The organism is Acetobacter sp. (assembly GCF_047723915.1).
Lineage (GTDB): Bacteria > Pseudomonadota > Alphaproteobacteria > Acetobacterales > Acetobacteraceae > Acetobacter.
On the sequence record NZ_JBDOBQ010000008.1, the window covers coordinates 96,955 to 122,025 of the forward strand.

Annotated in this window: 23 protein-coding genes; 15 read left to right on the forward strand and 8 right to left on the reverse strand. The window is 62.4% G+C overall.

Annotation, left to right across the window (positions count from 1 at the left end; genetic code table 11):
• Positions 1–15 precede the first annotated feature (15 nt).
• The gene (locus tag ABF990_RS06770) at positions 16–1,494 is read right to left on the reverse strand and encodes a mannitol dehydrogenase family protein (RefSeq protein WP_415490652.1); all 1,479 of its coding nucleotides are present in this window, start codon (positions 1,492–1,494) and stop codon (positions 16–18) included.
• 688 nt (positions 1,495–2,182) lie between these two features.
• Between ABF990_RS06770 and ABF990_RS06775 the strand changes: the two genes are divergently transcribed.
• Positions 2,183–2,365, forward strand: coding sequence for an RcnB family protein (locus ABF990_RS06775; protein WP_415490651.1), 183 nt, complete (start codon positions 2,183–2,185; stop codon positions 2,363–2,365).
• 266 nt (positions 2,366–2,631) lie between these two features.
• Here ABF990_RS06775 and arsC read toward each other — a convergent pair whose 3' ends face one another.
• Positions 2,632–2,979, reverse strand: coding sequence for an arsenate reductase (glutaredoxin) (gene arsC, locus ABF990_RS06780; protein ID WP_415490650.1), 348 nt, complete (start codon positions 2,977–2,979; stop codon positions 2,632–2,634).
• A gap of 161 nt (positions 2,980–3,140) precedes the next feature.
• Between arsC and ABF990_RS06785 the strand changes: the two genes are divergently transcribed.
• From ABF990_RS06785 to ABF990_RS06800, 4 genes are all read left to right on the forward strand, one after another.
• On the forward strand, positions 3,141–4,799 hold the full coding sequence (locus tag ABF990_RS06785) for a SulP family inorganic anion transporter (RefSeq protein WP_415500136.1): 1,659 nt from the start codon (positions 3,141–3,143) through the stop codon (positions 4,797–4,799).
• A gap of 164 nt (positions 4,800–4,963) precedes the next feature.
• Positions 4,964–5,542 carry a DNA-3-methyladenine glycosylase I gene (locus ABF990_RS06790; RefSeq protein ID WP_415500135.1) on the forward strand — a complete coding sequence of 193 codons (579 nt, stop codon included), beginning with the start codon at positions 4,964–4,966 and terminating at the stop codon, positions 5,540–5,542.
• Between the two features lie 208 nt (positions 5,543–5,750).
• Positions 5,751–6,227, forward strand: a complete 477-nt coding sequence (locus tag ABF990_RS06795; protein ID WP_415492457.1) for an HIT family protein — start codon at positions 5,751–5,753, stop codon at positions 6,225–6,227.
• Positions 6,224–6,583, forward strand: a complete 360-nt coding sequence (locus ABF990_RS06800) for an ArsC family reductase (RefSeq protein ID WP_415500134.1) — start codon at positions 6,224–6,226, stop codon at positions 6,581–6,583. The genes ABF990_RS06795 and ABF990_RS06800 overlap by 4 nt, the downstream gene beginning before the upstream one ends.
• Before the next feature lie 72 nt (positions 6,584–6,655).
• Here ABF990_RS06800 and ABF990_RS06805 read toward each other — a convergent pair whose 3' ends face one another.
• From ABF990_RS06805 to ABF990_RS06815, 3 genes are all read right to left on the reverse strand, one after another.
• Complete coding sequence (locus tag ABF990_RS06805; protein WP_415506529.1) at positions 6,656–6,979, reverse strand: LysR family transcriptional regulator; 324 nt, start codon at positions 6,977–6,979, stop codon at positions 6,656–6,658.
• Positions 6,934–8,316 carry a DUF6056 family protein gene (locus tag ABF990_RS06810; protein WP_415500133.1) on the reverse strand — a complete coding sequence of 461 codons (1,383 nt, stop codon included), beginning with the start codon at positions 8,314–8,316 and terminating at the stop codon, positions 6,934–6,936. Before ABF990_RS06810 ends, ABF990_RS06805 begins: the two co-directional genes overlap by 46 nt.
• A gap of 63 nt (positions 8,317–8,379) precedes the next feature.
• Positions 8,380–8,670 (reverse strand): hypothetical protein, encoded by a 291-nt coding sequence (locus ABF990_RS06815; RefSeq protein WP_415500132.1) that lies wholly within the window; start codon positions 8,668–8,670, stop codon positions 8,380–8,382.
• Positions 8,671–8,744: 74 nt separating this feature from the next.
• Between ABF990_RS06815 and ABF990_RS06820 the strand changes: the two genes are divergently transcribed.
• Positions 8,745–8,969: a hypothetical protein gene (locus tag ABF990_RS06820; RefSeq protein ID WP_415500131.1), complete on the forward strand. Its 225-nt coding sequence runs from the start codon at positions 8,745–8,747 to the stop codon at positions 8,967–8,969.
• Positions 8,970–9,061: 92 nt separating this feature from the next.
• Here the strand turns inward: ABF990_RS06820 and bfr are convergent, their stop codons facing one another.
• The 3 genes from bfr to cysG all read right to left on the reverse strand — a co-directional run bounded on the left by bfr (position 9,062) and on the right by cysG (position 13,154).
• Positions 9,062–9,547: a bacterioferritin gene (gene bfr / locus ABF990_RS06825; protein ID WP_415492460.1), complete on the reverse strand. Its 486-nt coding sequence runs from the start codon at positions 9,545–9,547 to the stop codon at positions 9,062–9,064.
• A 168-nt stretch (positions 9,548–9,715) separates the two neighbouring features.
• Positions 9,716–11,746: an esterase/lipase family protein gene (locus ABF990_RS06830; protein ID WP_415506528.1), complete on the reverse strand. Its 2,031-nt coding sequence runs from the start codon at positions 11,744–11,746 to the stop codon at positions 9,716–9,718.
• A complete protein-coding gene (gene cysG / locus ABF990_RS06835; RefSeq protein WP_415500689.1) occupies positions 11,736–13,154 on the reverse strand; it encodes a siroheme synthase CysG in 1,419 nt (472 codons plus the stop codon). Before cysG ends, ABF990_RS06830 begins: the two co-directional genes overlap by 11 nt.
• Before the next feature lie 218 nt (positions 13,155–13,372).
• On the opposite strand from cysG, the gene ABF990_RS06840 reads away from it, so the two are divergent.
• From ABF990_RS06840 to ABF990_RS06880, 9 genes are all read left to right on the forward strand, one after another.
• Positions 13,373–14,761: an ethanolamine ammonia-lyase subunit EutB gene (locus tag ABF990_RS06840; RefSeq protein ID WP_415500688.1), complete on the forward strand. Its 1,389-nt coding sequence runs from the start codon at positions 13,373–13,375 to the stop codon at positions 14,759–14,761.
• Positions 14,762–14,919: 158 nt separating this feature from the next.
• A complete protein-coding gene (gene eutC / locus ABF990_RS06845; protein ID WP_415500690.1) occupies positions 14,920–15,705 on the forward strand; it encodes an ethanolamine ammonia-lyase subunit EutC in 786 nt (261 codons plus the stop codon).
• Positions 15,706–16,026: 321 nt separating this feature from the next.
• The gene (locus ABF990_RS06850; RefSeq protein ID WP_415500687.1) at positions 16,027–17,280 is read left to right on the forward strand and encodes a sarcosine oxidase subunit beta family protein; all 1,254 of its coding nucleotides are present in this window, start codon (positions 16,027–16,029) and stop codon (positions 17,278–17,280) included.
• Between the two features lie 12 nt (positions 17,281–17,292).
• Positions 17,293–17,598 carry a sarcosine oxidase subunit delta gene (locus ABF990_RS06855; RefSeq protein WP_415492093.1) on the forward strand — a complete coding sequence of 102 codons (306 nt, stop codon included), beginning with the start codon at positions 17,293–17,295 and terminating at the stop codon, positions 17,596–17,598.
• Complete coding sequence (locus ABF990_RS06860; protein ID WP_415500686.1) at positions 17,595–20,600, forward strand: sarcosine oxidase subunit alpha family protein; 3,006 nt, start codon at positions 17,595–17,597, stop codon at positions 20,598–20,600. Before ABF990_RS06855 ends, ABF990_RS06860 begins: the two co-directional genes overlap by 4 nt.
• Positions 20,593–21,123, forward strand: a complete 531-nt coding sequence (locus ABF990_RS06865) for a sarcosine oxidase subunit gamma (protein WP_415492091.1) — start codon at positions 20,593–20,595, stop codon at positions 21,121–21,123. Before ABF990_RS06860 ends, ABF990_RS06865 begins: the two co-directional genes overlap by 8 nt.
• Positions 21,124–21,244: 121 nt before the next feature.
• Positions 21,245–22,606, forward strand: a complete 1,362-nt coding sequence (locus ABF990_RS06870) for an L-serine ammonia-lyase (RefSeq protein ID WP_415492090.1) — start codon at positions 21,245–21,247, stop codon at positions 22,604–22,606.
• A gap of 125 nt (positions 22,607–22,731) precedes the next feature.
• Positions 22,732–23,988 (forward strand): aromatic ring-hydroxylating oxygenase subunit alpha, encoded by a 1,257-nt coding sequence (locus tag ABF990_RS06875; protein WP_415492089.1) that lies wholly within the window; start codon positions 22,732–22,734, stop codon positions 23,986–23,988.
• The gene (locus ABF990_RS06880; protein ID WP_415492088.1) at positions 23,985–25,070 is read left to right on the forward strand and encodes a 2Fe-2S iron-sulfur cluster-binding protein; all 1,086 of its coding nucleotides are present in this window, start codon (positions 23,985–23,987) and stop codon (positions 25,068–25,070) included. The genes ABF990_RS06875 and ABF990_RS06880 overlap by 4 nt, the downstream gene beginning before the upstream one ends.
• Position 25,071 lies beyond the last annotated feature (1 nt).

A 25,071-nucleotide genomic window follows, 5' to 3' on the forward strand; every position in this document is an offset into this window, starting at 1 on the left:
GTCCTGTCATCGGCCTTACGCGGCAAGCCTGCGCAGGAAAGCGGGAAGATTATCCTGCGCAAGCTGGTGCAGCATGCTGGCTACGGCCTGCACCTGCCTGTCATGGTCGGGCAGGGCGGGGCCGAATACATTCTGCATGGCCAGAAAAGTTCTGGCCTGGGCCTCGGGGTTGTCCCGGGTTGCAGCGCAGGCGCGTTGCAGGGTTTCAAGGTGCGGGTCTGTCAGGGTCATGCCGGGTGCGCCCTGTTCCTGTAACGCACAGCACCGGATCCATGCCGCGATCAGCAGCGTGGCCCCCGGCGCGGGCCGCCCCGCCAGCAGGTTGGCGCGCAGGGGTGCCATGACCCGGTCCGTCATCTTGACCGAACCGTTGCGGCCGATCCGCGCCGCCTCATGCACGATGGACGGATTACGAAACCGCGTCATGAGGCTTTGCGTGTAACTGTCCAGTTCATCGGCCGACAGGGTGACGCCGGCTGACTGCTCATCCCGTATGAAACGGGTTGTCAGTTCGGCCAGCGCAGGGTCGCGGGTGGCGGCGGCCACGGTATCCAGCCCGGCCAGCGCTCCCACATACCCCAGCAGCATGTGACTGCCGTTGAGCATTTGCAGCTTGGCGCGTTCAAACACGCTGACATCGGACACGAAGCGCGTGCCCGCATGGGCCTCCCACGCGGGGCGTGGACCGTCGAACGGGCCGATGATCCACTGGAACCACGGTTCGGCCGAGACCGGAACCCTGTCTTCCAGCCCGCCCAGCAGGTGTCTGGCATCCGCCTTGTCGCGTGCGGTGGTGGTGGGGGCAATGCGGTCGACCATGGTGTTGGGAAACTGCACATTCCGCTCGATCCATGCGGCAAGTGCGTCATGTCCCTGCAACGCGGCGAAATCCAGCACGCTCTGGCGGAGTGTGGCCCCGTTTTCTGTCACGTTGTCGCAACTCAGGATAACCGGGGGTGTGCCACCGTTTTCGCGCACACGGGCAAGCCCCGCCGTCAGGATACCGACTGCCGTGCGCGGCCGTTCAGCGTTCAGGTCGGCGCGGATGGCGTCGGCCTGCGGGTTCAGCCTGCCGTTTGGCTTGAGGTGGTAGCCGCTGGCGGTGACGGTCAACGTGACGATCCGGGTCTGGGGCATGGCTATTCTCTCGGGCAGGCCCACGGCGTCATCCCCCGCGAAAATGCTTTCATGAATGGACCCGATGACTGACGCGGACGAACCCTGCGGTTTGCGTGTCAGCAGCGTGTAAAGGTTGTCTTGAGCCCGCAGGTGGCGGGCCAGTCCGGGGCGGCGCATTGTCGCGGCCGTAATGCCCCATTTCAGTCCTGCATCGCCTTCGGCGTCGATGGCGGCCTGGGTTGCCACGGCCTGATGGGCGCGGTGAAAGTTGCCGCAGCCCAGATGGACAATGCCCGTGCTCAGCCGCGCCGGGTCGAACGCCGGACGACGGACAGGGGCGGGCAGGCAGGATAGGGCGGCATGGTTAAGGAACATGGCGCAGTGTCTCCTGTAAGTTATGACACGATGAAGTTGCGTTCTCCGTCAGTAAATATTTCTGCATGAAAGCTATATATACATAAATTTATCGAATAAGTAAACCGGAAAAGCCCTGCTCTATCATTGTGCATGAAGTCTTTGATATTGCATGTGTATTTCTGGCATGATCGCGTCTGTTTTCTTTTTCGAAAAAGACTGCAAATATTTTCGAAATGCCTGATTGTACGGAGGCTGGTTTCGCGGTCATTGCCGTGCTGTGGCAGGGCTATTGGTCCGGTGGCATGGCATGGGGTCATAAATGCGCGACTTTGGGGTGGTTTGCGCGTTAGCAACCCGAAGCGCCGTATTTTCGCCACCTGATATGGACTATGTTCAAGGCGTTGGGTGGCCTGTACAGGCCGGCTATATTTGATGGAGGTCTCGCGTGAGAACGAGAGCGATTGCATTGGCCATGGTTGCGTGCCTCGGTGCGGCACCTTTGAGCGCCGCTCTGGCGGACGATCGGGGTGGGCCGGGTGGCCGCGGCGGTCCGGGCAGCTACGGTGGTCCCGGCGGTCCGGGGGGACGTGGCGGCCCCGGCGGGCATGGCGGTCCCGGTTTTGGCGGGCCTGGGCGTGGTCCCGGTTTCAGGGGTGGGCCCGGTCCCGGGTACCGGGGTGGCCCGGGCTGGAGAGGCGGGCCGCCAATGCGGTGGCAGCGGGGGCAGCGTTACTGGGGTGGAGATCCGTGGATCGACAACTGGCGGGCCTATCCGGGGCTTTATGCGCCGCCTTATGGCTACCGGTGGGTGCGTTCGGGCGATCAGTTTTTGCTGACGGCCGTGGCCAGTGGCATGATTTCGGCCATTATTGCAGGGGCCATGCGCTAGGTCTGGACGTCACCTGCGCGTCAAAAACGGGTTGCCCGGCCGGGCAACCCGTTTTTTTATGTCCGTGATGCTGTGCCTGCTTGCTACCCGCATGCTGGCGGTGCCGTGTTGGCGCGCATGCACAGAGGCAACCTGCCGGTACACACGTGTCGGGTGAGTGTTGCTGCGAGGCCGGTTGCAGCAGGAGCCGGGCGGGATGGCGGCGGTCCTGTCAGTCTGGTCCTGTCAGTCCGGTTTGTGCCGGCCCGGTTTTACAGGCCGGGTTCTTACAGGAGCGAGAGCACGGTATCGGCCGGGCGGCAGGCTTTTGCCCCTTTGGGGGTAAGCACCACAGGCCGGTTCAGCAGGGTCGGGTGGGCGGCAATGGCATCCAGAATCGCATCGTCCGATACCGTGGGCGCGTCCAGCCCCAGTTCGGCGCAGAGCTTTTCTTTCGTGCGCAGCAGGTCACGCGCGCCCAGCGGGTCCCTGCGTGCCAGTTCCGCAAGCTGGGCCCGGTCTGGCGGCGTTTTCAGATACAGGATAACTGTCGGCTCGATCCCGGCGTTGCGGATCAGTTCCAGTACCGAACGTGACGTGCCGCAGGCGGGATTATGGTAAACTGTAACACTCATGCGTATACCTTTCATGACATGGCGCGAGTGTTACAGTTTTTTCCCGTCTGTCAAAAGCCTGTGCGGGCAACTCCCGGTTGTCCGGTGCGTCATCCGGGTTCGGTCCGGGTATTTTGGGCGGGTTGTCATGAAAGCAGGGGTGGGTGGGCAGGTTTTTTAACATGCGGCTGAAATGGCCCGATGGTTTGCGGCGGGACATGCTGGCAGGTTTTTCCCTTGCTTCCATGAACATCGCGCAGGTCATGGGCTACGCGCGCATCGCCGGAATGCCTGCGGTCAGCGGGCTTTACACGGTTCTGCTGCCACTGGTGGCCTTTGCGCTGTTCGGGGCGTCGCGCCATCTTGTGGTGGCGGCGGATTCCGCCACGGCGGCTATTTTTTCCAGTGGTCTGGTGGGTCTGGCTCCTGCGGGCAGCGCCTCCTATATGGCGCTGGTCAGTGCCATCGCCCTGCTGAACGCCTGTTTTCTTCTTGTCGCGCGGTTGTGTCGCCTGGGGTTTCTGGCCGATTTTCTTTCACGCACGGTGCTGGTGGGCTTTCTCACGGGTGTTGGGGTGCAGGTGGGTATCGGCATGGTGTTCGACATGCTGGGGCTTGTTTCCACGTCGCGCAACGGTGCGGTGCAACTGCTGGAACTGAGCCATCTCTGGCCGCGTGCGCATGGGCTGACAATCGCGCTGTCCGTTGCGGCTTGCGCGGTGCTGCTGGCCGGGCAGTGGCTGCTGCCGCGCTGGCCGGTGGCCCTGCTGGTGGCGGGGGTGGGTATGGCCCTCGGGTGGGGCTGCGGACTGCCCGCCCACGGTGTTGCGGTTCTGGGGCCTGTTCATGGCGGGCTGCCGTCCTTGCGGGTTCCGCTGGTGGACTGGAACACGCTTCTCGCACTTCTGCCCATTTCGGCGTCCTGCGTGTTTGTCATTATCGCCCAGAGTGCAGCGACATCGCGCGCCTATGCGTACCGCTTCGGGGAAACGGTCGATGAAAACAGGGATATTCTCGGCCTGAGTGCCGCCAACGCGGCAGCGGGGCTGACCGGAACTTTCACGGTCAACGGCAGCCCGACCCAGACCGCCATGGCTGTGCGGGCCGGGGCCACGAGCCAGCGCGCGCAGCTTGTTTTTGCCGGCATTACATTATGCGTGCTGCTGTTTCTGACCGGGCCGTTGCAATATCTGCCGCGCTGCATTCTGGCGTCTGTCGTGTTCTGTGTCGCGGTGGGCATGGTGGATGTGGCGGGGCTTGTTCGTATCCGGCGTGAAAGCCCCGGCGAATGTGCGCTCGCACTGGTCACGGCGGCAACCGTGGTCAGCGTCGGGGTGGAGCAGGGCATTTTTATTGCCATTGCGCTGTCTTTGTTCCGGCATGTCCACCATAGCTACAAGCCGCATACCCTCGTTCTCAGGCCCGATGCCGCGACAGGAGCTATGGAGGCGGAACCCGTGGCGGCCGGGGTGCAGACCGAGCCCGGGCTGGTGATCTACCGTTTCTGCGCTGACCTGTTCTATGCCAACTGTACGCTTTTTGCCGATGATATCGCGCTGCTTGTCAGCACGGCGCGGCAGCCTGTGCGCTGCCTGGTGGTGGATTGCAGCGCCATTACCGATATCGATTATTCGGCGGCGGCTGTTGTGCGCGATGTGCTGGTCAGGTTGCAGGCCCGGCAGGTGCATGTTTTTTTCGGGCGGGTGGCGCCCTATGCGCTGGCGGATATGGAGCGCCACCGCATTACGCTTGTGCTGGGACACGAGAATATCTACCCGCAACTGCATGTAGCCATAGCCGCGGCGCGTGCGGCCTACGCGCAGGCGGTCTCGCGGCCCTGAGCGGGCTTGACCGGGCACGGGGCGTTCAGGCCGCAAAACCCGGTTTGCGGGGGCCGTGCGGTATGCCGGATGTAGCGCGCACCGCAAGATCGTGTAAACGCTACGGCAGCGCAGGCTGCAGTCGTAAGCCGCAGGGCTGCGCACAGGAATGAACAGGGTGTGTCATGATACGTCTTTCGGCCTCATCGGTTACGGACCTTCCCCGTTGTAGGTGGGCGCAGGCCAATGACCGCCTGCGAACCTATCACGATACGGAATGGGGCCAGCCGGTAAAGGACAGCCGCCAGTTGTGGGAATTGCTGGTGCTGGAGAGTTTTCAGGCCGGTCTGTCATGGAATACGGTCCTGCAAAAACGCGAGAATTTCAGAAAGGCGTTCGCGGGTTTCGTGCCTGAAAAAGTGGCGCTGTTTACGCCTGAAGACGAAGCCCGTCTTATGCAGGATGCAGGGATTATCCGTTCCAGGAGCAAGATATCCGCCACCATTGCCAATGCCCGCGCGTGGCTTGCCATGCATGAGGCGGGCGAGAATTTTGCCGATTTTGCATGGAGCATGGTGCCCGGTGCGCCGATCAGGAACAGAACCGGTCAGGTGCTCGGTCAATCCGTGCAGTCCCGGGCTTTGTCCGTGGCGCTCAAGCGGCGGGGGTTTCGTTTTGTCGGCCCGGTGATCGTGTATGCCTGGATGCAGGCTGCCGGTATGGTGGACGATCATGAGCCCACCTGTTTTCGCTATAACCCATAAGAAAATTTTCAAAAACTCCACCCGCCGGGAAAATGCCCGGACACTGCACGATCCTTACGGGGTGTTTATACGGGTGTAGTCCGGCACCCAGGCCCGCCTTGCAGCCTGAACGCCAGATCCTGCCACTGGCAGGCGGTGCGGCACTGTCATAGACTGCCCCGGGCGTGCGTATGCGACCTGGGACGTCGCGCGCAGGCATGGAGGGGATATGACACAGAACGTTATACAGCACCGCGTAGCCCTGGCCAGACAGGGCGCACACCCCCAGCTTGTCGGGCGTATGCCGTCAGGCTGGCTGTTCATGGCCGATACGCAGCCCGTGGCGGGCTATTGCATTCTCATGGCCGATCCCGTCGTGCCCAGTCTGAACGATCTGGGCGGGCAGGACCGGGCAGCCTATCTGGCGGATGTCGTGCGTGTGGGCGATGCCCTGCTGGAAACCACACAGGCTGCGCGTATCAATTACGAGACATGGTGCAACCAGGAACCGTCGCTGCACACACATATCGTGCCGCGTTATGCGACCGAGCCCGATGCCCGGCGTATCAAGCCCCTTTGCGTGGCGTATGATGTGGCGCAGGCCCGCCCGTTCGATATCGGGGTGGACGGGCCGCTCATGCAGGCGCTCCGCACTGTTCTGGGCATTGCGCCCGTAGCGCCGTCCCATGCCGGGCAGGAGGTTTGACAGTGAGCATTGTTTTATACGGTATCAAATCCTGCGACACCATGCGCAAGGCGCGCCAGTGGCTCGACAGCCACGGCATTGGCTACATCTTTCATGACTACAAGAGCCAGGGCGTGCCGCCGGAGCAGCTTGCCAACTGGGTTGCCGCCGTGGGGTGGGAAAAACTGCTCAATCGTGCCGGTACGACATTTCGCGGTCTGCCGGATGCGGACAGGCAGGGGTTGGACGAGGCCCGGGCGGTGGCCCTGATGCTTGCGCATCCATCTCTCATCAAACGGCCGGTCCTGGTGCGTGGGAGCGACGTGACCCTGGGTTTCAAGCCGGATATCTATGCGACGCTGTTCGGCGTGGAATAAGGCGCAGGGACAGAGACAGTGGCAGGCAGGCGGCATGAGTCACCTGCTTCTGTTTCAGCACGTGGAGCGTGCTTAAACCGCGTGCGCGGTGTCCAGATCGGGCGGTGCACCCAGTCGTACGTGACCTGTCAGCGATGACGTGTGGAAGGCTGCCCTTGCTTCATCGTTGGTATCGGTCAGGCGTCCTGCGTAGGCAAGCAGGACCTCTCCCTGTTCGGTCAGGGCAATACGACGTGCGTTGCGGTGCAGAAGCTGGGTTGAAAGCACGTCCTCCAGTTTGCCAAGCTGAAGGCTGACAGCCGAGGGGGGAGTGGTGAACGCGTATGGCGGGCCGCCTACGCCCCCTCGGTTTATCGCGCGCTCACGGATCGTACTCCGTGGGCATGAGCATAACAGGTGTTAATGAAGTAATTGGAGTTGGCGGTTAACCCTGCAAACATGATATCTTTGCGGACATAAAGTGTTGTGTTGCCCCATTTGACCAATGGCAGCACCGCATCCATTTTCGGTCCCATCCGTAGTTGCGGGTTGGCGGCCCATGCGCGGCTGATGGATGCTACACGTGTCAAATCTGAGACGGAAACCAATAGGTGAACAATGACGACGGTAAACACCAATCCGCCCGTTATGGAATTGGCATGGTCACCGACAGGCCGTTGCAGGAATAAGGTTGTGACGTAACAGATCAAAAAGACGCTTGCCGGGAACGATACACGAGGAGCGAGAGCCTCCCGGGGTACGCCTAGAAGGGTGACCATGTAAAGCAGGGCGAACACTATAAAATACAACCCGTGTGTGGCCTTGAAGGCTAAAACTGCCCGACCTGAATATTGTGTAAAACAGAGTGCGATCAGGACTATGGCTGCGAGCCAGTAACCGTCAAACAGGCCACCAAGATTCGAGATAACCCCGCTGATATGATCATGCATCGAACTATGATGCATGCTGGCGGCTCGTACAAAATTGCCTGGAGCTGCCAATACCGTAGCTGTTCCAAGGATTTGCCCAACGATCACTCCGTAAGGCACAGCCTCTTTCTGCCTCCACCGCAATAGTCCGTATGATACGAAAATAATCGACATAACCAGAGAAAGCGGCTCAAGAAATGTAGCGATAAAGAAGGCGAAAGCGGCAAGCCAGTGCCGTTTTACGACCCGCTGTTCAAGCATCTGCTTGAATAGCCAGAATTCGCCGGTCACGGGCCAGAGGTAACCAATTGCTCCGGTTTTCCATAGAGCGACTTCTCCGATCGCTCGTGGTAGCCACCACAGGAGTATTCCCACAACAACCACATCGATTATACTGGTCCTGACATGTTTGTCGGAGCGAGCAGGTGCGCCATTGGCTATCCAGCCAAGATACAGGACGGTATCAATTAAGACTGTAAAGATGGCCGCGTTCAGTAAATCAAAACCATCCATCCACCAGGATGGTAATGACGAAACAACAAAAAAGGTAATAACCGTCGTAAAATATCGACCGGTCCATTGAAAATAATCTCGCCAGGCATTCAAAAATGGACTTGTTAAGCTGAATGGTTCTATGCGGCAGTAATCATCGGACCATAAGGGGGTCATAATATTTGCCCATGCAACAAACAGAAAGCACAGGGCCAGTCCAATGGCATGTGGGCAGAATGATGAGATGTTTTTTTGATTTATATTCAATCTATTTTTCACAGTAAGAAAAATTTTATTGTTGATGAATTGGGTGTATAAAAAAGAATGGGACATGCAATGAGTGTTTCAGCCTTGTTTATGGCGTAAAAAATGGATTTGTATTAAATTTGGAACGCTTTAATTTTGGTTCTTGTATTTCTTTTCTTTTTGTATCGCTTTCACCTCGAAAAAGAGTGATTTTTTATACTGCAGATCGCCTTTTATGCCGATTCTGTCTCGTTCGAACCTCCCCGCCCTGTTTCGCAAGCTGAATGGCATGATACGCCATGGCTGGTCGATGCGCTGGTTTGGTGCATTGCGACAGAACATACCAACGAGATCGTCATGGGTGTGAAAAATCCGGTGTGGCAGGTATGTGTCGCGCGTGAACTGCCTTATGTTTTTGATCGGGTCTGGTTCGGTTTTCAAGTCTCACGCGGCCTCAACAGGTCGGTATTCCATGAAATACCTTTCTCCCAGGCTGTACCCTTCAAGCCCAGATCATGAGCCACGGCAAAGCCGAACGGCTTGGACCGCTTGCAGGAGCCCGATTTCCAGCCCTTGTTCCGCTGGTCACGCTGATTGTTGGCGCGGTCACGTTGGATGAGCGGGCGGGTGGAGCCGAATACCTTGCCGCAGCACTGGTGGGGCTGGGTGTCGGGGGTATTCCTGTTTTCCGTGCCCGGCTGCGTGGCAAACCGGAAACAACGCCCGGAGCGACGGCATAACGTCGCCCCGGTTCTTGCGATCTCAGCAGTGTTGCGCATCCATGGATGGTAACCGGGCCGGATCGTTCAGGATATTTTAAAAAATAACCGGTTCAGTCCTGCTCGGGGGCCGAGGCGGAGTTGAGCTGGATGTATTTTTCAATGCCGATCTGCTTGATAAGGTCGAACTGACGGTCAAGGAAGTCTTCATGTTCTTCCTCGTTGGTCAGGATTTTCAGCAGCAGATCGCGCGAGACGAAATCGCGCACGCTTTCGCAGTAGGCAATGCCTTCGCGCAGGTCGGTCAGGGCTTTTTCTTCCAGCTTCAGGTCGCATTCGAGAATTTCCCGCACGTCCTGGCCGATCAGAATGGTGTTCAGGCGCTGCACGTTGGGCAGGCCGCCAAGGTAGAGAATACGCTCGATCAGCCAGTCGGCGTGGCGCATTTCTTCAATGGATTCTTCGTATTCTTTCTTGCCCAGCAGGGTCACGCCCCAGTGGCGCAGGGTGCGGGCATGCAGGAAATACTGGTTGATGGCGGTCAGCTCGTTGGTCAGCTGAAGGTTCAGGTATTCAATGACTTTGGGATCTTTAACCATGGTCGGTCACTCGCTGTATCACAAATTGCTCTGGCTACTCTGTAATCGCTGCGGCATGACCGTGCAAATAAAAAGAAAAGGAAAAACAAAAGCTTTACACAGGATCAGCTATGTTTTGCACGCACTTGCACATGCCTACGCCAGTGGCGGTTATGGCGGTTATGGCGGTTATGGCGGGGGCGGTGTTCCGGGGCGGAGGGCTGCGGCCCGTTCCGTCACCAGCCCCGTAGTCTGTCCCATGGCCTGTTCTGGCGGGGCAGGCTGCGCGGGCAGGGTATATTCCCCACCGATACGGGTAATATTCCTTTTGTCCGTATCGCCCCGGTTTTCGGCCGCTCCGGGCTGCTCACGGGCGAGCTGTTCGAGCAGAATACGCCGGACTTCGGCTATGGTAATGGGGTTGGCCTGGGTGGAATGGTCCGAATGGCGGACCACCAGTTCCGACCGTGCGCCCGCGATATGTGCGCTGCGATAGGCCACGACGCCATCATCCGCCGTGGCGAGCGGTCCGTCGCCCAGCACGGGAATGATCGAATGCGTGTCCACCCCGGGCACGACGGGTGTGCTGGCCAGGGCGCGGATAAAGGCGCTGCGGGGCGACATGCCATAAACGCTGCCCATGCGGCTTGGCCGGATATTGATGGCCGATGCCCCGCCATTGCCTTTCAGGAGCTGTTCCGTGACCTCCGTGACCGCGAGGGGGAAGCTGACCATGCGCCCGATCAACTGTGCGATGGAGAGCGCTGCCAGATAGCTGCCATGCTGCGGGGTGGCGATAAACACCACGCTCCGGACCTCTGGCATGGGGGTGGGGAACAGGGCGTCGCGCAGCAGGGTGCGGGCCTGATCGGACAGGTCAAGGCTGGCAAGGGGGCGGTGGGTCAGGCCGTTCCAGATCCTGTCATGGGGGTCTATGCTCAGCATCTTGGCCAGCAGGCCGCCCTGGCTGTGCCCGATCAGCGTGATATGCCCAAGGGCCGGGTCGGCGCTTGGGCCGCCCAGCCCGTCCAGCGCCTTGCGTAAGGCGTCGCGCAGTTGCAGCGCCGAATAGGGAATGGGGTTGCCGGTGGCGTAGGAAAAAAGCCAGAATTCAAAATTTCTTTTTATATCAGGGTCTTCAAGGAGGTCGTTGATCATGTCCGCCCAGCGGCCGGGGCTGGATGCCGTGCCGTGTACAAGCACTACGGGCCTGCGTCCGTAGCGGTGGGGTTCCATGCTGTAGAGTTGGGGCGTGCGGTCGTTGTCGAAAAAACTGCCGTCCAGAAAGCCCGCATATTCGCTGGACCAGTCAGCCGCCTGGTTCAGGCTGAGTGCCTGCGCCGTGGTCTGGTCGTATTGCAGGGGGGGCGTGGCAGGGGGGAGGGGCGTCATGCCGGTCGGGGCTTCGAGCACGCTGAGCCGGAGCGCGCCGGTCATATGGTCGGACAGCACCTGCCTGCGCGGGTCGGGTATGGCCATGAGCAGGTTGGCCGGTACGCGCAGCTTGTCGGTCATCCCGATGGCGGGTGGTTGCCCTGTGGCGCGAACGGGCACGGCTGCCAGCGGTTCGCCCAGTCCGGGTTTGCTGTAAATGTTCCTGATACCCGTAGCCACAAGTCGTGCCGTGGGCTGGAAATCCGTCAGCCGGTAGCCCTGCCAGAACAGTTGGGCCGGGTCAGCACTCAGGTCCACTGTGGCGAATGGCAGGGTCCAGCGCTGGCTTTGCAGGTCCACCGGGGCGCCCAGCGCTTCGGTCAGTCCCAGCATGTAGATATCGCTGGCCTGGCGCACATGCGGGTCATAGCGGTTGGGCTGTGCCTGGGGTGGCCCGTCGGGGTTCAGATAGGCATAGGCGTACAGGGCGGCTGCCAGGAACAGCGCACGGTCATGCCGTTTGCCGGCCAGGCGGTAGTTCAGTTCAGCCAGGGCAAAAAGCTGGTCGGGCAGGTCGGGTGTATAGAACTGCGCCTGTGTGCTGGCGCGCAGGGTGGCAATGGCCAGGGTGGGGTGGTCGCACCAGTTCCGCCACAGGTTCTGGCGCTCAAGCACGATTCGCGTGGTCGTGCTGAGATGGCGGCCATCCAGAGCGCTTTCGCTGCGTTGCCTGTAGGCGTCGGTCAGGCTCAGGTGCTGGACGGAAACCGGCGGGGCGCAGGCTGTTGCCATCAGGCAGGCGGCAAGGACCGTGGCGGGCCGCAGCCCGCGGGCGCTAGGGCGCATCGGCATGGGCCGGCAGGACCCGGTGGCGGATGACCTCGCCAATAATGATCAGCGCCGGGCTGCGCACGGTCTGGGTCGCGGCCTGGTCGGGCAGGGTGGCCAGTGTGCCCACCACCACGCGCTGGTCGGGCAGGGTGCCGTGTTCGATCAATGCGGCGGGCCAGTCGGGCGGCAGGCCGCGTTCCATCAGCCGGGCGCACAGTTCCGGCAGGGCCGACAGCCCCATGTAGATGACAACGGTCTGGTTGTGCAGGGCAATGCTTTGCCAGTCCAGGCTGATGCTGCCATCCGCTCTGGCGTGGCCGGTCATGAACAGGCAGGACTGCGCGCAGTCCCGGTGCGTGAGCGGAATACCCGCATAGGCCGCACAGCCATTGGCGGCGGAAACCCCGGGCACGATCCGAAAGCGGATACCCGCCTGGACCAGGGTTTCGATTTCCTCGCCACCACGGCCGAAAATGAACGGGTCGCCCCCTTTCAGCCGCAACACCCGCTGTCCGGCTTGCGCACGGCGGACGAGTTCGGAGTTGATGTCGTCCTGCGGCAGGGTGTGGCGGCTGCGGCTCTTGCCCACGAAAATCCGTTCGGCGTCGCGGCGGGCATAGTTCAGGATTTCGGGCGCGACCAGATTGTCGTACAGAATGGCGTCGGCATCCTGGAGCAGCCGCAGCGCGGCCAGCGTCAGCAGGTCGGGGTCGCCCGGCCCTGCGCCCACAAGCCAGACCTCGCCTTGCGTGGGGTGGTTTTCCAGCAGGGTGTCCAGTTCCCGGCGTGCGGCGGCGGTCTGGCCCTGCAGGCCCAGTTGCCCGCCCGCACCGTCCAGAAAACGTTCCCACAGGTGGCGGCGCTGGGCGGTATCGGGCATGACCTGCCCCAGCCAGCCGCGCTGGGCCTGCATGAAATCCGCCAGACGGTTCAGCCCCGCTGGCAGCGCCTGCTCGATCCGCGCGCGCAGGCGGCGTGCCAGCACCGGGGCCGCCCCACCTGTGGAGACTGCGACCTGCACGCGCCCGCGGGTTACAAGTGCGGGGGTAATAAAGCTGGACACAGCCGGGTCGTCCACCGCGCAGACCGGAATGTTGCGTGCCTGGCACAGCGCGGCCAGCGCGCCGTTCAGGGCCGCGTCGTCCGTCGCCAGATAGACCAGCCGGTAGCTGTCCGCATCCAGCCAGTTCGGGGCGTCCTGCACGGTTGCGTCATGGGGGGTGTGGGTTATGGTGCCGTCCCGGGCAAGGTCATGCAGTTCGGGGCACAGATGGGCTGACAGGACATGGACCTGTGCGCCGGTTGGCAGCAGAAGGCGCACCTTGTTGGCCGCGACATCTCCACCGCCCACCACCATGGCCCGCGCGCCCTCCATGCGAAGCATGATGGGAAACCATTCCGTCCTGTCTGCTGTCGGCTGCATGGCACTGTGCAAGCAGGCTTTGCAGACGGATGCAAGCGGAAATCCCGCCCCCGGCGGTTCAGGACTGCCATGGCTGGTCCCGCCTGCGGGGAAATGGGTGTTCCCTTTGCCTCCGATCTGCGCGTAATATTCCGTAACGGTGCGGGAATGACAGCATTTTTGGGCCGGCTATGGCCGCTGCATTTCGTGTCAGGCAATGTCGAAATAGGGTGTGGAATATGGCGTATCGTCACACGCTGGGGGGAGAAAGCCACTGCTTTGCCACCCTCAAGGACCTGCTGGCGGCGGCCTCTCCCGTCAGGTCGGGCGACCAGTTGGCCGGACTTGCCGCACGCTCGGACGCCCAGCGCGTGGCGGCCCGCCATGCGCTGGCCGACCTGCCTCTGGCCGTTTTCCTCCAGACCGAACTGGTGCCCTACGCGCAGGACGATGTGACGCGCCTGATCGTGGATACCCATGACAGCGCGGCCTTTGCCCCGGTCGCCCACATGACGGTAGGCCAGTTCCGTGACTGGCTGCTCTCGCACGATGCGGACACGGCGGCTCTGGCAGCACTTGCCTCCGGCCTTACGCCCGAAATGGTGGCGGCCGTCAGCAAGATCATGCGCAACCAGGACCTTATGGCCGTAGCGCGCAAGGTCCGTGTCATTACCCGGTTCCGCAACACCATCGGGCTGGAAGGCTGCCTGGCTTCGCGCCTGCAACCCAACCATCCGACCGATGACCTCAAGGGCATTGCGGCCTCCACGCTCGATGGCCTGCTCTGCGGCATGGGGGATGCGGTGATCGGCATCAACCCGGCGACTGACAGTGTGGCTAACGGGCTGGACCTGCTGGCCATGCTGGACCATGCCCGCCAGCAGTACGACATTCCCACCCAGACCTGCGTGCTTACGCATATCACCAACACGATCGAGATCATGAACCGGGGTGGGGCGGTGGATCTGGTCTTTCAGTCCATTGCCGGCACCCAGAAAGCCAATGAAGGCTTTGGCGTCAGCCTGTCCATCCTGCATGAGGCGCACGAGGCGGCCCTCGCACTGGGGCGTGGCACGCTGGGGCAGAATGTCATGTATTTCGAAACCGGGCAGGGGGCCGCCCTCTCGGCCGACGCCCATCACGGCATGGACCAGCAGACGGTGGAAACCCGGGCCTATGCCGTGGCGCGCGCCTTCAACCCGCTGCTGGTGAATACGGTTGTCGGCTTTATCGGGCCGGAATACCTGTATGACGGCAAGCAGATCATGCGCGCAGCCCTTGAGGACCATTTCTGCGCCAAGCTTATGGGTGTGCCCATGGGGTGTGACGTCTGCTACACCAACCATGCCGAGGCCGATCAGGACGACATGGATACGCTCATGGTGCTGCTGGGCACGGCGGGGGCGACCTTCCTGATCGGCGTGCCCGGGGCCGATGACGTGATGCTGAATTACCAGAGCCTGTCCTTTCACGACATTCTGACCCTGCGCAGCCTGCTGGGCCTGCGGCCCGCCCCGGAATTTGCCGCCTGGCTGGACCGCATGGGCCTGTACGACGCAGGCCGTGACCGCATGCACGCCCTGGCCCCCGCCCAGACGCGTCTGGCCGCCATGGCGGGTTTGGCATGACACGGAACGCACCCTCCCCTTCCGCGGTCGGGACAGACGGTTCCACGACCCGCCCCAATGCGCCCAGCCCACAGACCTCTCACCCGGTCGCTGCCATCCAGCCCGATGTGATAGCACCCGCTGCCACGCCCCCCGCTGGCGGTCAGCCGCTGCCGACAGTGCCGGAAAAAAGACCGGCAACGGCAGCGGGGGAGAGTGGTGCAGGTGACGACTGGCAGCCGCTGCGGCGCTTTACGCGCGCACGGATCGGGCTGGGGCGCAGCGGTAATGCGCTGAAAACCACGGATGTTCTGGCTTTTCAGGCGGCCCACGCGCAGGCGCGTGACGCGGTACACACCCCGCTGGATGTGCCGGCCATGCTCGCACAGGCCAAGGCACTGGGCGTGTCCTGCCTGTGCGTTGGCAGTCGTGCGGTGGACCGCGCCACCTATCTCAGGCGGCCGGATCTGGGGCGCAGGCTTTCGGTCGAGTCCCTGCCTGTTCTGCAAAAAGGCGCGTGGGATGTGGTGTTTGTCGCGGCGGATGGCCTGTCCTCCGTTGCCACCCAGAACAATGCCCTGCCTCTGTTCGACGCCATGCGTAACAGGCTGGCGGGCTGGCGTATTGCTCCGCTGGTTCTTGCAACACAGGCCCGCGTGGCCCTGGGCGATGACATTGCCCAGGCGCTGGGGGCAGCCATGGTGGTGATCATGATCGGTGAACGTCCGGGGCTGAGCGTTGCCGACAGCCTGGGTGTCTACCTGACCTATGCGCCGTTTGTCGGCTGCCCCGATTCGTCGCGGAACTGCCTGTCCAATATCCATCCGCACGGCCTGCCGGTGCCACTTGCGGCAGACAAACTCGCCTGGCTCATGCGCGAGGCCAGGCAACTCCGGCTGACGGGTGTCGGGCTGAAGGACGCGGCCCCCACGGGCGCAGCGCTTGAAGGACCGGCCACGCCCTGAAAGGCTGGGGCATACCGTATGCCGCCGGGTCGGGTGGTTTCGTCGTCAAAACATGTTTTCACGTCGGTCTGAATAAAGTGTTCCCGCATGGTGGGCCAGGGTGGCCAAGCCGTGGCGCGGTGGGTGCGGTGGCACGCGGGCATTGGGGTATATCCGCCTTTAGCCATAGGTGTGGCGCGGCATTTTAAGGAATGCCGCCAGTTCTCACGCACTGGTTTTTGCGTGTCCGTTCCATACATGAAGATTGTCTGTTTTATACACGCCGCGGGCCATATTGTGTCGCATAGATCAAGGTATGGTTACGCAGCATGTGGGATGAACATGCAAAAATTTTCAGCATTTTCTCTAGTCCGTCAGGCTCTTGGAGCAAACCAGGGGTGGAAACCGCAATGGCGGTCCGTCAAGCCGAAGGCGGCCTACGATATCATTATCGTAGGCGGTGGTGGCCACGGGCTGGGTGCGGCCTATTACCTGGCCAAGCAGCATGGTCTGCGCAACATCGCCGTGGTGGAGCGGGGCTGGCTTGCGGGTGGTAACACCGCGCGCAACACCACCATCATCCGGTCGAACTATCTGTTCGACGAAAGCTCCAGCTATTACGAGCATTCGCTCAAGCTGTGGGAAGGCCTGTCGCAGGAACTGAACTACAATGTCATGTTCAGCCAGCGCGGCTGCCTGATGATCGCGCACACCGTGCATGACGTGCAGGTGTTCAAGCGTCACGTGCATGCCAACCGGCTGAACGGCATCGACAACGAATGGCTGACCCCGCAGGAGGTCAAGGAATTCTGCCCGCCGCTGAATATCTCGCCTAATATCCGCTACCCGATCATGGGCGGTTCGCTCCAGCGCCGTGCGGGCACCGCCCGGCATGACGCCGTGGCCTGGGGCTTTGCCCGTGCCGCCAGCGACATGGGTGTGGATATCATCGAGAACTGCGAGGTTACGGGTATCACCCGTGCGCCCAGTGGCGAGGTGACGGGGGTCGAAACCACACTGGGTTCGATCAAGGCCAAAAAAGTGGCCGTGTCCGCCGCCGGGCACAGTTCCGTGGTGCTGGGTATGGCCGGTATCCGCCTGCCGCTGCAAAGCAACCCGCTTCAGGCGCTGGTGTCCGAACCGGTCAAGCCGGCTTTCCCCACCATTGTCATGTCCAACACCATTCACGCCTATATCAGCCAGTCCGACAAGGGCGAGATGGTTATCGGCGCGGGTACGGACGGTTACGTCTCCTACACCCAGCGTGGCGGGCTGCATATTCCCGCCCATACGCTCGAGGCCATCAACGAACTGTGCCCGATGTTCCGCCGCCTGCGCATGATGCGTTCGTGGGGTGGTATTACGGACAACACGCCCGACCGTTCGCCCATTACGGCCAAGACATCCGTGCCGGGCCTGTATGTGAACTGCGGCTGGGGCACGGGCGGGTTCAAGGCCACGCCGGGTGCGGCCAACCTGTTCGCCTGGACCATCGCCAAGAACGAGCCGCACCCCATCAACGCGCCGTTCACCATCGAGCGCTTCCGTGAAGGTGCGCTGATCGACGAAGCAGCGGCTGCTGCGGTTGCCCATTAAGCGGGGTTTTACATGCTACTGATCAAATGCCCCTATTGCGGGGACCGCGCGGAAGTCGAGTTCGCAAACGGGGGGGAAGCGCATATCGCCCGCCCCGCAGACCCTTCCACCCTGAGTGACGAGGAATGGGCGCAGTATCTGTATATGCGCGACAACCCCAAGGGGCTGATTGCCGAACGCTGGCGGCACGCCCATGGCTGCGGGCGTTTTTTCAACGCCATTCGCGACACACGGACCGACCGTTTTGTCACGACCTATGAAATGGGCCAGCCAAGGCCGGTTGTAACGCCTGAACAGGCGGCGGAGGCAGCGCGATGACACAGACATGCCGTATCCCCGGCCGTGGGCGGGTGGATGTTTCCAGGCCGGTCACATTCACGTTCGACGGTCGTTCCTACACGGGCTACGCGGGTGACACGCTGGCCTCGGCACTGCTGGCGCATGGCCGCCACCTCATGGGCCGGTCGTACAAATACCACCGCCCCCGTGGCCCGATTTCCGCCGGTTCGGACGAACCCAATGCGCTGGTCGGTGTCGGAGCGGGGCCTGCCCTGCATACCCCCAACATGCGTGCGACGCAGATCGAAATCCATCAGGGTCTTGTGGCTGTCAGCCAGAACCGTTCGCCCTGTCTGGAATTTGACCTGGGGGCGGTCAACAACCTGTTTTCGCCTCTGCTGGGGGCGGGCTTCTATTACAAGACCTTCATGTGGCCCAAGGGGTTCTGGGACAAGGTTTACGAACCCATCATCCGCCATGCGGCGGGCCTGGGTGTGGCGGCGACCGAGCCCGACCCCGACCATTACGCCTTTCGCTACGACCATTGCGATGTGCTGGTGGCCGGTGGCGGCCCCGCCGGGCTGAGTGCCGCGCTGGCGGCCGGGCGCACCGGCGCGCGGGTTATTCTGGTTGATGAAACGGCGGAATTCGGCGGCTCTCTCCTGTCCGACCGGCGTGTGCGGATTGACGGCAAGGCCGGTGTGGACTGGGTGGCGGATGTGCTGGCCGAGCTTGCCAGCCTGCCGAACGTACGGCTCATGACCCGCTGCACGGCTTTCAATTACGGCCCCCATAACATGGTGGCGCTGTGCCAGCGCCTGACAGACCACCTGATGATCGGCGCACCCGGCCGGCCGCGTGAGCGACTGTGGCAGGTCCGTGCGAAGGAAGTGGTGCTGGCCCAGGGTGCGCTGGAACGCCCCATGGTGTTCGAGGGCAATGACCGCCCCGGCGTCATGCTGGCCAGCGCCGCCCGCACCTATCTGAACCGGTATGGCGTACTGTGCGGTCGCAGGATCGTCATCATGGCGGCCAATGACAGTGCCTATCGTGTGGCGCTCGACCTGATGGATGCGGGGGCCAAGGTTGTCGCCGTGGCGGATGTGCGCCCCGTGGTCGCCGGTGAACTGGCGCTGCAATGCCGCCAGATGGGTGTAAAGGTTTATCCGTCCTCGGTCATCCAGCGCGTGCATGGCATGCAGCGGGTCAGCGGGGTTGAACTGGCGTCCGTCCTGCCCGGTGGGGATGTCGGGCGTGGCCGCCATGTGGCAGCCGACCTTGTGCTGATGGCAGGCGGGTATACGCCCAGCGTGCACCTGTTCTCGCAGTCACGGGGCAAAGTGCGGTTCGACGACCGGGTGGGCGCTTATGTGCCCGGCCAGTCCGCCGAGCGCGAGCGCTCCGCCGGGGCCTGCCGGGGCATCTACCAGCTTGAGGACGTTCTGGTCGATGGCGCGCAGGCTGGCCTGCAGGCCGCCGCCAGCGCCGGTCATGCGGGTGAGGCTCCGCAATGGAGTGTTGCCGGGCAGGACAAGGCCGATGCTACGGGTTTTGCCGGGGCGCTGCCGCGCCGGGGCAAGGACCTGCACAGCATGTCCTTTGTCGATTTCCAGCATGACGTGACCGCCAAGGACATCCGCCTTGCCGTGCGTGAGGGCTTCCGCTCGATCGAGCATATCAAGCGCTACACCACCACCGGCATGGCCACGGACCAGGGCAAGCTGTCCAACGTGAACGCGCTGGGCATTGCCGCCTACGCGCTGGGTGCGCCGGTCGAACAGGTGGGGCTGACCACGTTCCGCCCGCCGTTCACGCCGGTTACATTCGGCAGCTTTGCGGGGCATGCGCGCGGCGATCTGTTCGATCCCGACCGCCGCACCTCGATCGACGCCTGGGCGCGCGAACAGGGCGCGGTGTTCGAGGACGTGTCCCTGTGGCGTCGTGCGCGCTACTTCCCCCGCAATGGGGAGGACATGGATGCCGCTGTCCGGCGCGAATGTCTGGCCATGCGGTCGGGTGTGGGTATTTTCGATGCCTCGACCCTTGGCAAGATCGAGGTCGTGGGGCCGGATGCCGCGACCTTCATGAACCGGATGTACGTCAACGCCTGGACCAAGCTGGGTGTGGGGCGCTGCCGTTACGGGCTGCTGTGCCGTGAAAACGGTTTTGTCTACGATGACGGCGTTGTGGGCCGTATCGCGGATGACCGTTTCCATGTCACCACCACCACGGGCGGCGCGTCGGGCGTGCTGGCCATGATGGAGGATTACCTCCAGACCGAATGGCCGGACCTGGATGTGTGGCTGACCTCGACCTCCGAACAGTGGTCGGTCATTGCGGTGCAGGGGCCCAAGGCGCGTGACGTTCTGGCCTCCCTCGTGGACGGGCTGGATATTTCCGCCGAAGCCATGCCCCATATGAGCGTGGTGGAAGGGACCATTCTGGGCGCTCCCATGCGTCTGTTCCGTGTCAGCTTCTCGGGCGAACTGGGTTTCGAGGTGAACGTGCCCGCGACCGAAGGCCGCCGGATCTGGGATGCCATCTGGGCAGCGGGGCAGCCTTTCGGCATGACTCCCTACGGCACCGAAACCATGCATGTGCTGCGAGCGGAAAAAGGCTACATCATCGTCGGTCAGGAAACGGACGGCACCGCCACCCCGGACGACGTGGGCTGCGGCTGGGCGATCGGCAAGGCCAAGAAGGACTTTGTGGGCAAGCGCTCGTTCAGCCTTCCGGCCCTGCAGGCGCCGGACCGGCTCCAGCTTGTCGGCCTGCTGACACAGGCCCCCGATGTGGTGCTGGAGGAAGGCGCGCAACTGGTGGCCGACCCGCAGGAGCCGGTGCCCATGCACAAGCTGGGGCATGTCACGTCGTCCTATTTCAGTGCGACACTGGGGCGTTCCATTGCGCTGGGCATGGTGTCCGGCGGCCGGGCCCGCAAGGGCCAGGTGCTTTACGTGCCGATGGAAGACAGCGTCATTCCCGTAAAGTTGGTTGATCCCGTCTTTTATGACGCGGAAGGAGTGCGTCTGAATGGCTGAAAGTACTATGGCCACGCTGGCCGGGTTCACGATGCGCGAAGGCCCCACCCTGGCCCGCTGGACGTTCCAGGGGCGTGAGGCCGCGCTGGGTGCAGCCTGCAATGCTGTCGGCTGCGCTGTGCCCGACCTGCTGCGTGCCGTGACACAGGATGGTGTCAGCGCGCTCAGGCTTGGCCCGTATGAAATCCTGTTTCTGGTCGAACCCGCGGCCCGGGCCGGGGCTGAGGCCGCCTGGGCCAAGGCTCTGGCCGGTGTTCCGTGCAGCCTGGTGGAAGTGTCCGCCCGGCAGGGTTCGCTGGTTCTGGGCGGGGACAGCCTTGCGGATATCCTGCCCTGCCTGAGCCCGCTGGACTTCGCGCTCGAGTCCTTTCCCGTTGGCATGGTCACGCGTACCCTGCTGGACAAGGCCGATGGCGTGATCTGGCGCAAGGGCGAGCAGGACTTTCATGTCGAGGTTTGGGCGTCGTTCCTGCCATATGCCGCCGCGATGCTGAAAAACGCAGCGCACGATACAGAGTTTTAAAAAACTGCCGCCCTGCCGGCAGGCGGGGCGGCCGATATGGGCAGGCAGGTCGGGAAAGGCGTGACTGCCGGTATCCGCAGGCGGCGGTGTGCTCAGTTTTTTCCAGTTCGGATAAAAAACCATGGTCAGCCTGTTTGATCTGTTCAAGATCGGTGTGGGGCCGTCTTCGTCCCATACTGTCGGTCCCATGCGTGCCGCAGGGGATTTTGCGGCCTCCCTGAAGGGGCTGGGCACTGTCGAGACATTGCGCGTCGCGCTGTATGGCTCGCTGGCGTGGACGGGCAAGGGCCACGCCACGGACCGGGCGGTGCTGCTCGGCCTGTCGGGCATGCGGCCCGACACGGTGGACCCCTCCCAGGCCGATGACTGCGTGGCACGGATTACGACCGGGCACAGGCTGAGCCTGAACGGCGTCGACATCGTGTTCGATCCGGCGCGCGATATTGTATTCGACTACGAAACACCCGCGCCCTTTCACCCCAACACCATGCAGTTCGAAGCGTGCGATGCTGGCGGGGTCGTGCTCAGCCGCCAGCGCCTCTGCTCGGTCGGGGGTGGGTTTGTCGTGCCCGAGGAACAGCTTGCCCATCAGGTCGCTCCCGAGGAGCCGCCGGTGCCGTTCGTGTTTACCTCCGGGCAGCAGTTGCTGGACCTGACGCGCCGCACCGGGCTGAGCATTGCCGAGATTGTTCTGGCCAATGAAAGCGCGTTGCGTCCCGTGGCCGAGGTGAACGCCTATATCGCGCGGATTATCGATGTGATGATGCGCGCCGTCGATCGCGGCATGGAGCAGGAAGGCGTTCTGCCCGGCCGCCTTGCGGTCAAGCGGCGCGCGCCGGGTCTGCACCGCAGGCTGGAGGCCGACCGTTTTCGCAACCTGCGGACCGCGCATGAAATCATGGACTGGGTCAGCCTGTTCGCCATTGCCGTGAACGAGGAAAACGCGGCGGGCGGTCGTCTGGTCACGGCGCCCACCAACGGGGCTGCCGGTGTCATGCCTGCCGTGCTGCGTTACTACCGCACCTTCTGCCAGGATGCGACGGCAGAGGGCGAGCGCCGTTTCATTCTGACCTCCACGGCCATTGGGGGGCTGTTCAAACGCAATGCCTCCATTTCCGGCGCGGAAGTGGGCTGTCAGGGCGAAGTCGGAGTTGCCTGTTCCATGGCGGCGGCAGGGCTGGCGGCGGCGCTGGGCGGTGGACCGGAGCAGATCGAAAACGCTGCCGAAATCGGCATGGAACACCACCTGGGCATGACCTGCGACCCGGTTGGCGGGCTGGTGCAGATTCCATGCATCGAGCGCAATGCGTTCGGGGCGGTCAAGGCGATCAACGCGGCGTCTCTGGCCATGCGCGGTGACGGGTCGCACCATGTCTCGCTCGATCAGGTGATCGCGACAATGAAGGAAACCGGAGCGGATATGAGCAGCCGCTACAAGGAAACCTCTCAAGGGGGGCTGGCGGTCTGTTTCCCTGAATGTTGATTGCGACAAAAAAGTCCGACTCAGGTAAGTTTATGTCGTAATTTCGAAAATTATGCGTCAGTGTTTGGTACACTATCAAAACAACGGCAGGCAGGTGGCAGGCCGACTGGCGAAGGTTTGAAAACATGACCGCGGATCAGGACAAATCCATAAAAACCCTTGTTGAGCAGCGTGTTCCGGGCAAGTCGCTGGACGCCGCGTTCTATACCAGCGCGGATGTTTTCCAGGTCGATATGCGTGAAATTTTCGGCAAGCACTGGATTTTCGTCGCGGTCGAGCCTGAAGTCGCCGAACCGGGTGACGCGCTCGTGGTCAATGTCGGGCCGTCCTCGGTTATTCTCGTACGCGACGACAACGGGGAAATCCGGGCTTTCCACAATGTCTGCCGCCATCGTGGTGCGCGCATGATCCCCGAAGGGGCGACCATGATCGGCAATATTGTCTGTCCCTATCATTCCTGGACCTACGGGCTGGACGGCAAGCTCAAGTTTTACGAACATATGGGCGAGACGTTCAAACCCGGCTGCAACAGCCTCAAGCCTGTCGCGCTGCGTTCGGTCGGCGGTCTGGTGTTCATCTGCCTGTCGGACAACCCGCCGACCGATATTGACGACATGGCTCGCGTCATGGAGCCGTACCTGGCCCCGCACAACCTGCGCGAAGCCCGGATCGCCCACCAGGCCGACCTGATCGAGGAGGGGAACTGGAAGCTCACCATGGAAAACAACCGCGAGTGCTATCACTGCGGTCCCAACCATCCTGAACTCACCATTCCGCTTTTTGCCTATGGTTTCGGTTTTTCACCGACCGAACTGGACGAACAGGGCAAGGCCGAAGCCCAGCGTTACACCGATCTGGTCGATGCCTCCTGCTCGCGCTGGGAGGGGGCGGGCATTCCCTCGCGCGAGGTGGATGAACTGACCGGACGCGCCACCGGGTTCCGGACCCAGCGCCTGCCGATCGACCAGAGCGGGGAGAGTTATACCATGGATACGCGCGCGGCGTGCCGCCTGCCGGTCGGTGCCGTGCAGGACAAGGCGCTGGGCGCGCTGTCGTTCTGGACACAGCCCAATTCGTGGCACCATTTCATGGGAGATCACGTCATTACCTTCACGGCCCTGCCGCTCAGCGCCAACCGCACACTGGTGCGCACGACATGGCTGGTCAACAAGGACGCGGTGGAAGGGGTCGATTACGATCTCGAACGGCTGACGGAAGTCTGGAAGGCCACCAACCAGCAGGATGCCGATCTGGTCGCCATTGCCCAGCAGGGTGCTGAAGATCCGGCCTATGAACCCGGCTTCTATTCCCCCTATACCGAAGGGCTGGTTGAGAAATTTGCTGCCTGGTACATCGAGCGGCTGAAGGACTCCCTTGCATGACGGTCAATTTTCTCGCCACGCTCGACGCCCCGGCCTGGGACCCTGAAACAGACGAGGTTCTGCACTGCCGGGACGTCATCCAGGAAACGCACGATGTCAGAACCTTTGTGTTCACCGCGCCTGAGGCCCGGCGGTTCCTGTTCCGGCCCGGCCAGTTCCTGACATTGGTGCTGCCGGTCGGTGGCGAGGAAATAAACCGCTGCTACACGGTCTCGTCCTCCCCGTCGCGGCCGTACAGTATTGCCATTACGGTCAAGCGCGTGCCCGGCGGCGTTATTTCCAACTGGCTGCACGACACCATGCGTGTGGGCATGGATGTGCGCGCGCTGGGCCCCATGGGCGATTTTTCCTGCGACCGGTCTCCTGCGCGCAAATTCCTGTTCCTGTCAGCGGGCAGCGGCATTACGCCCATGATGTCCATGTCCCGCTTCCTGCTGGACACGCAAAGCGGGCGTGACATCGCGTTCGTGCACAGTGCGCGCAGCCCGGTGGACCTGATCTTTCGCAGGGAACTGGCGGCCATGGAGCAGGCCAGCAGTCTGTTCCGCACCACCTGTCTCTGCGAAGGGGATGCGCCGTTCGAAAAATGGCCGGGTCATAAGGGGCGTTTGAACAGGGCCGTGCTGGGGCAGGCGGTGCCCGACTTCATGGAGCGTGAGGTGTATGTCTGCGGCCCCGCACCCTATATGCAGGGCGTGAAGGCCATGCTGGCCGAAGCCGGGTTCGACATGCGCCAGTACTACGAGGAAAGCTTCGATTTCGGTACCCTGCTCGAACAGGAGCCAGAGGTGGCGCAGGTCACGCAGGAGTTGGAAGACGCGGCCTATACGATCAGCTTTACCAAAAGCCGGCGCGAAATCGCCTGCCCGTCGGGCACGCCCGTGCTGTCCGCCGCGCGGGCCGCGGGCATGCGCCTGCCGGCGTCCTGCGCCAAGGGTATGTGCGGCACCTGCAAGTGCAGGCTGGTTTCGGGCGAGGTGGACATGCAGCATCAGGGGGGTATCCGCCAGCGCGAGATCGATCAGGGGTTCATTCTTCTGTGCTGCTCACGCCCGTTGAGCGACCTTGTGGTAGAGCGCTAGG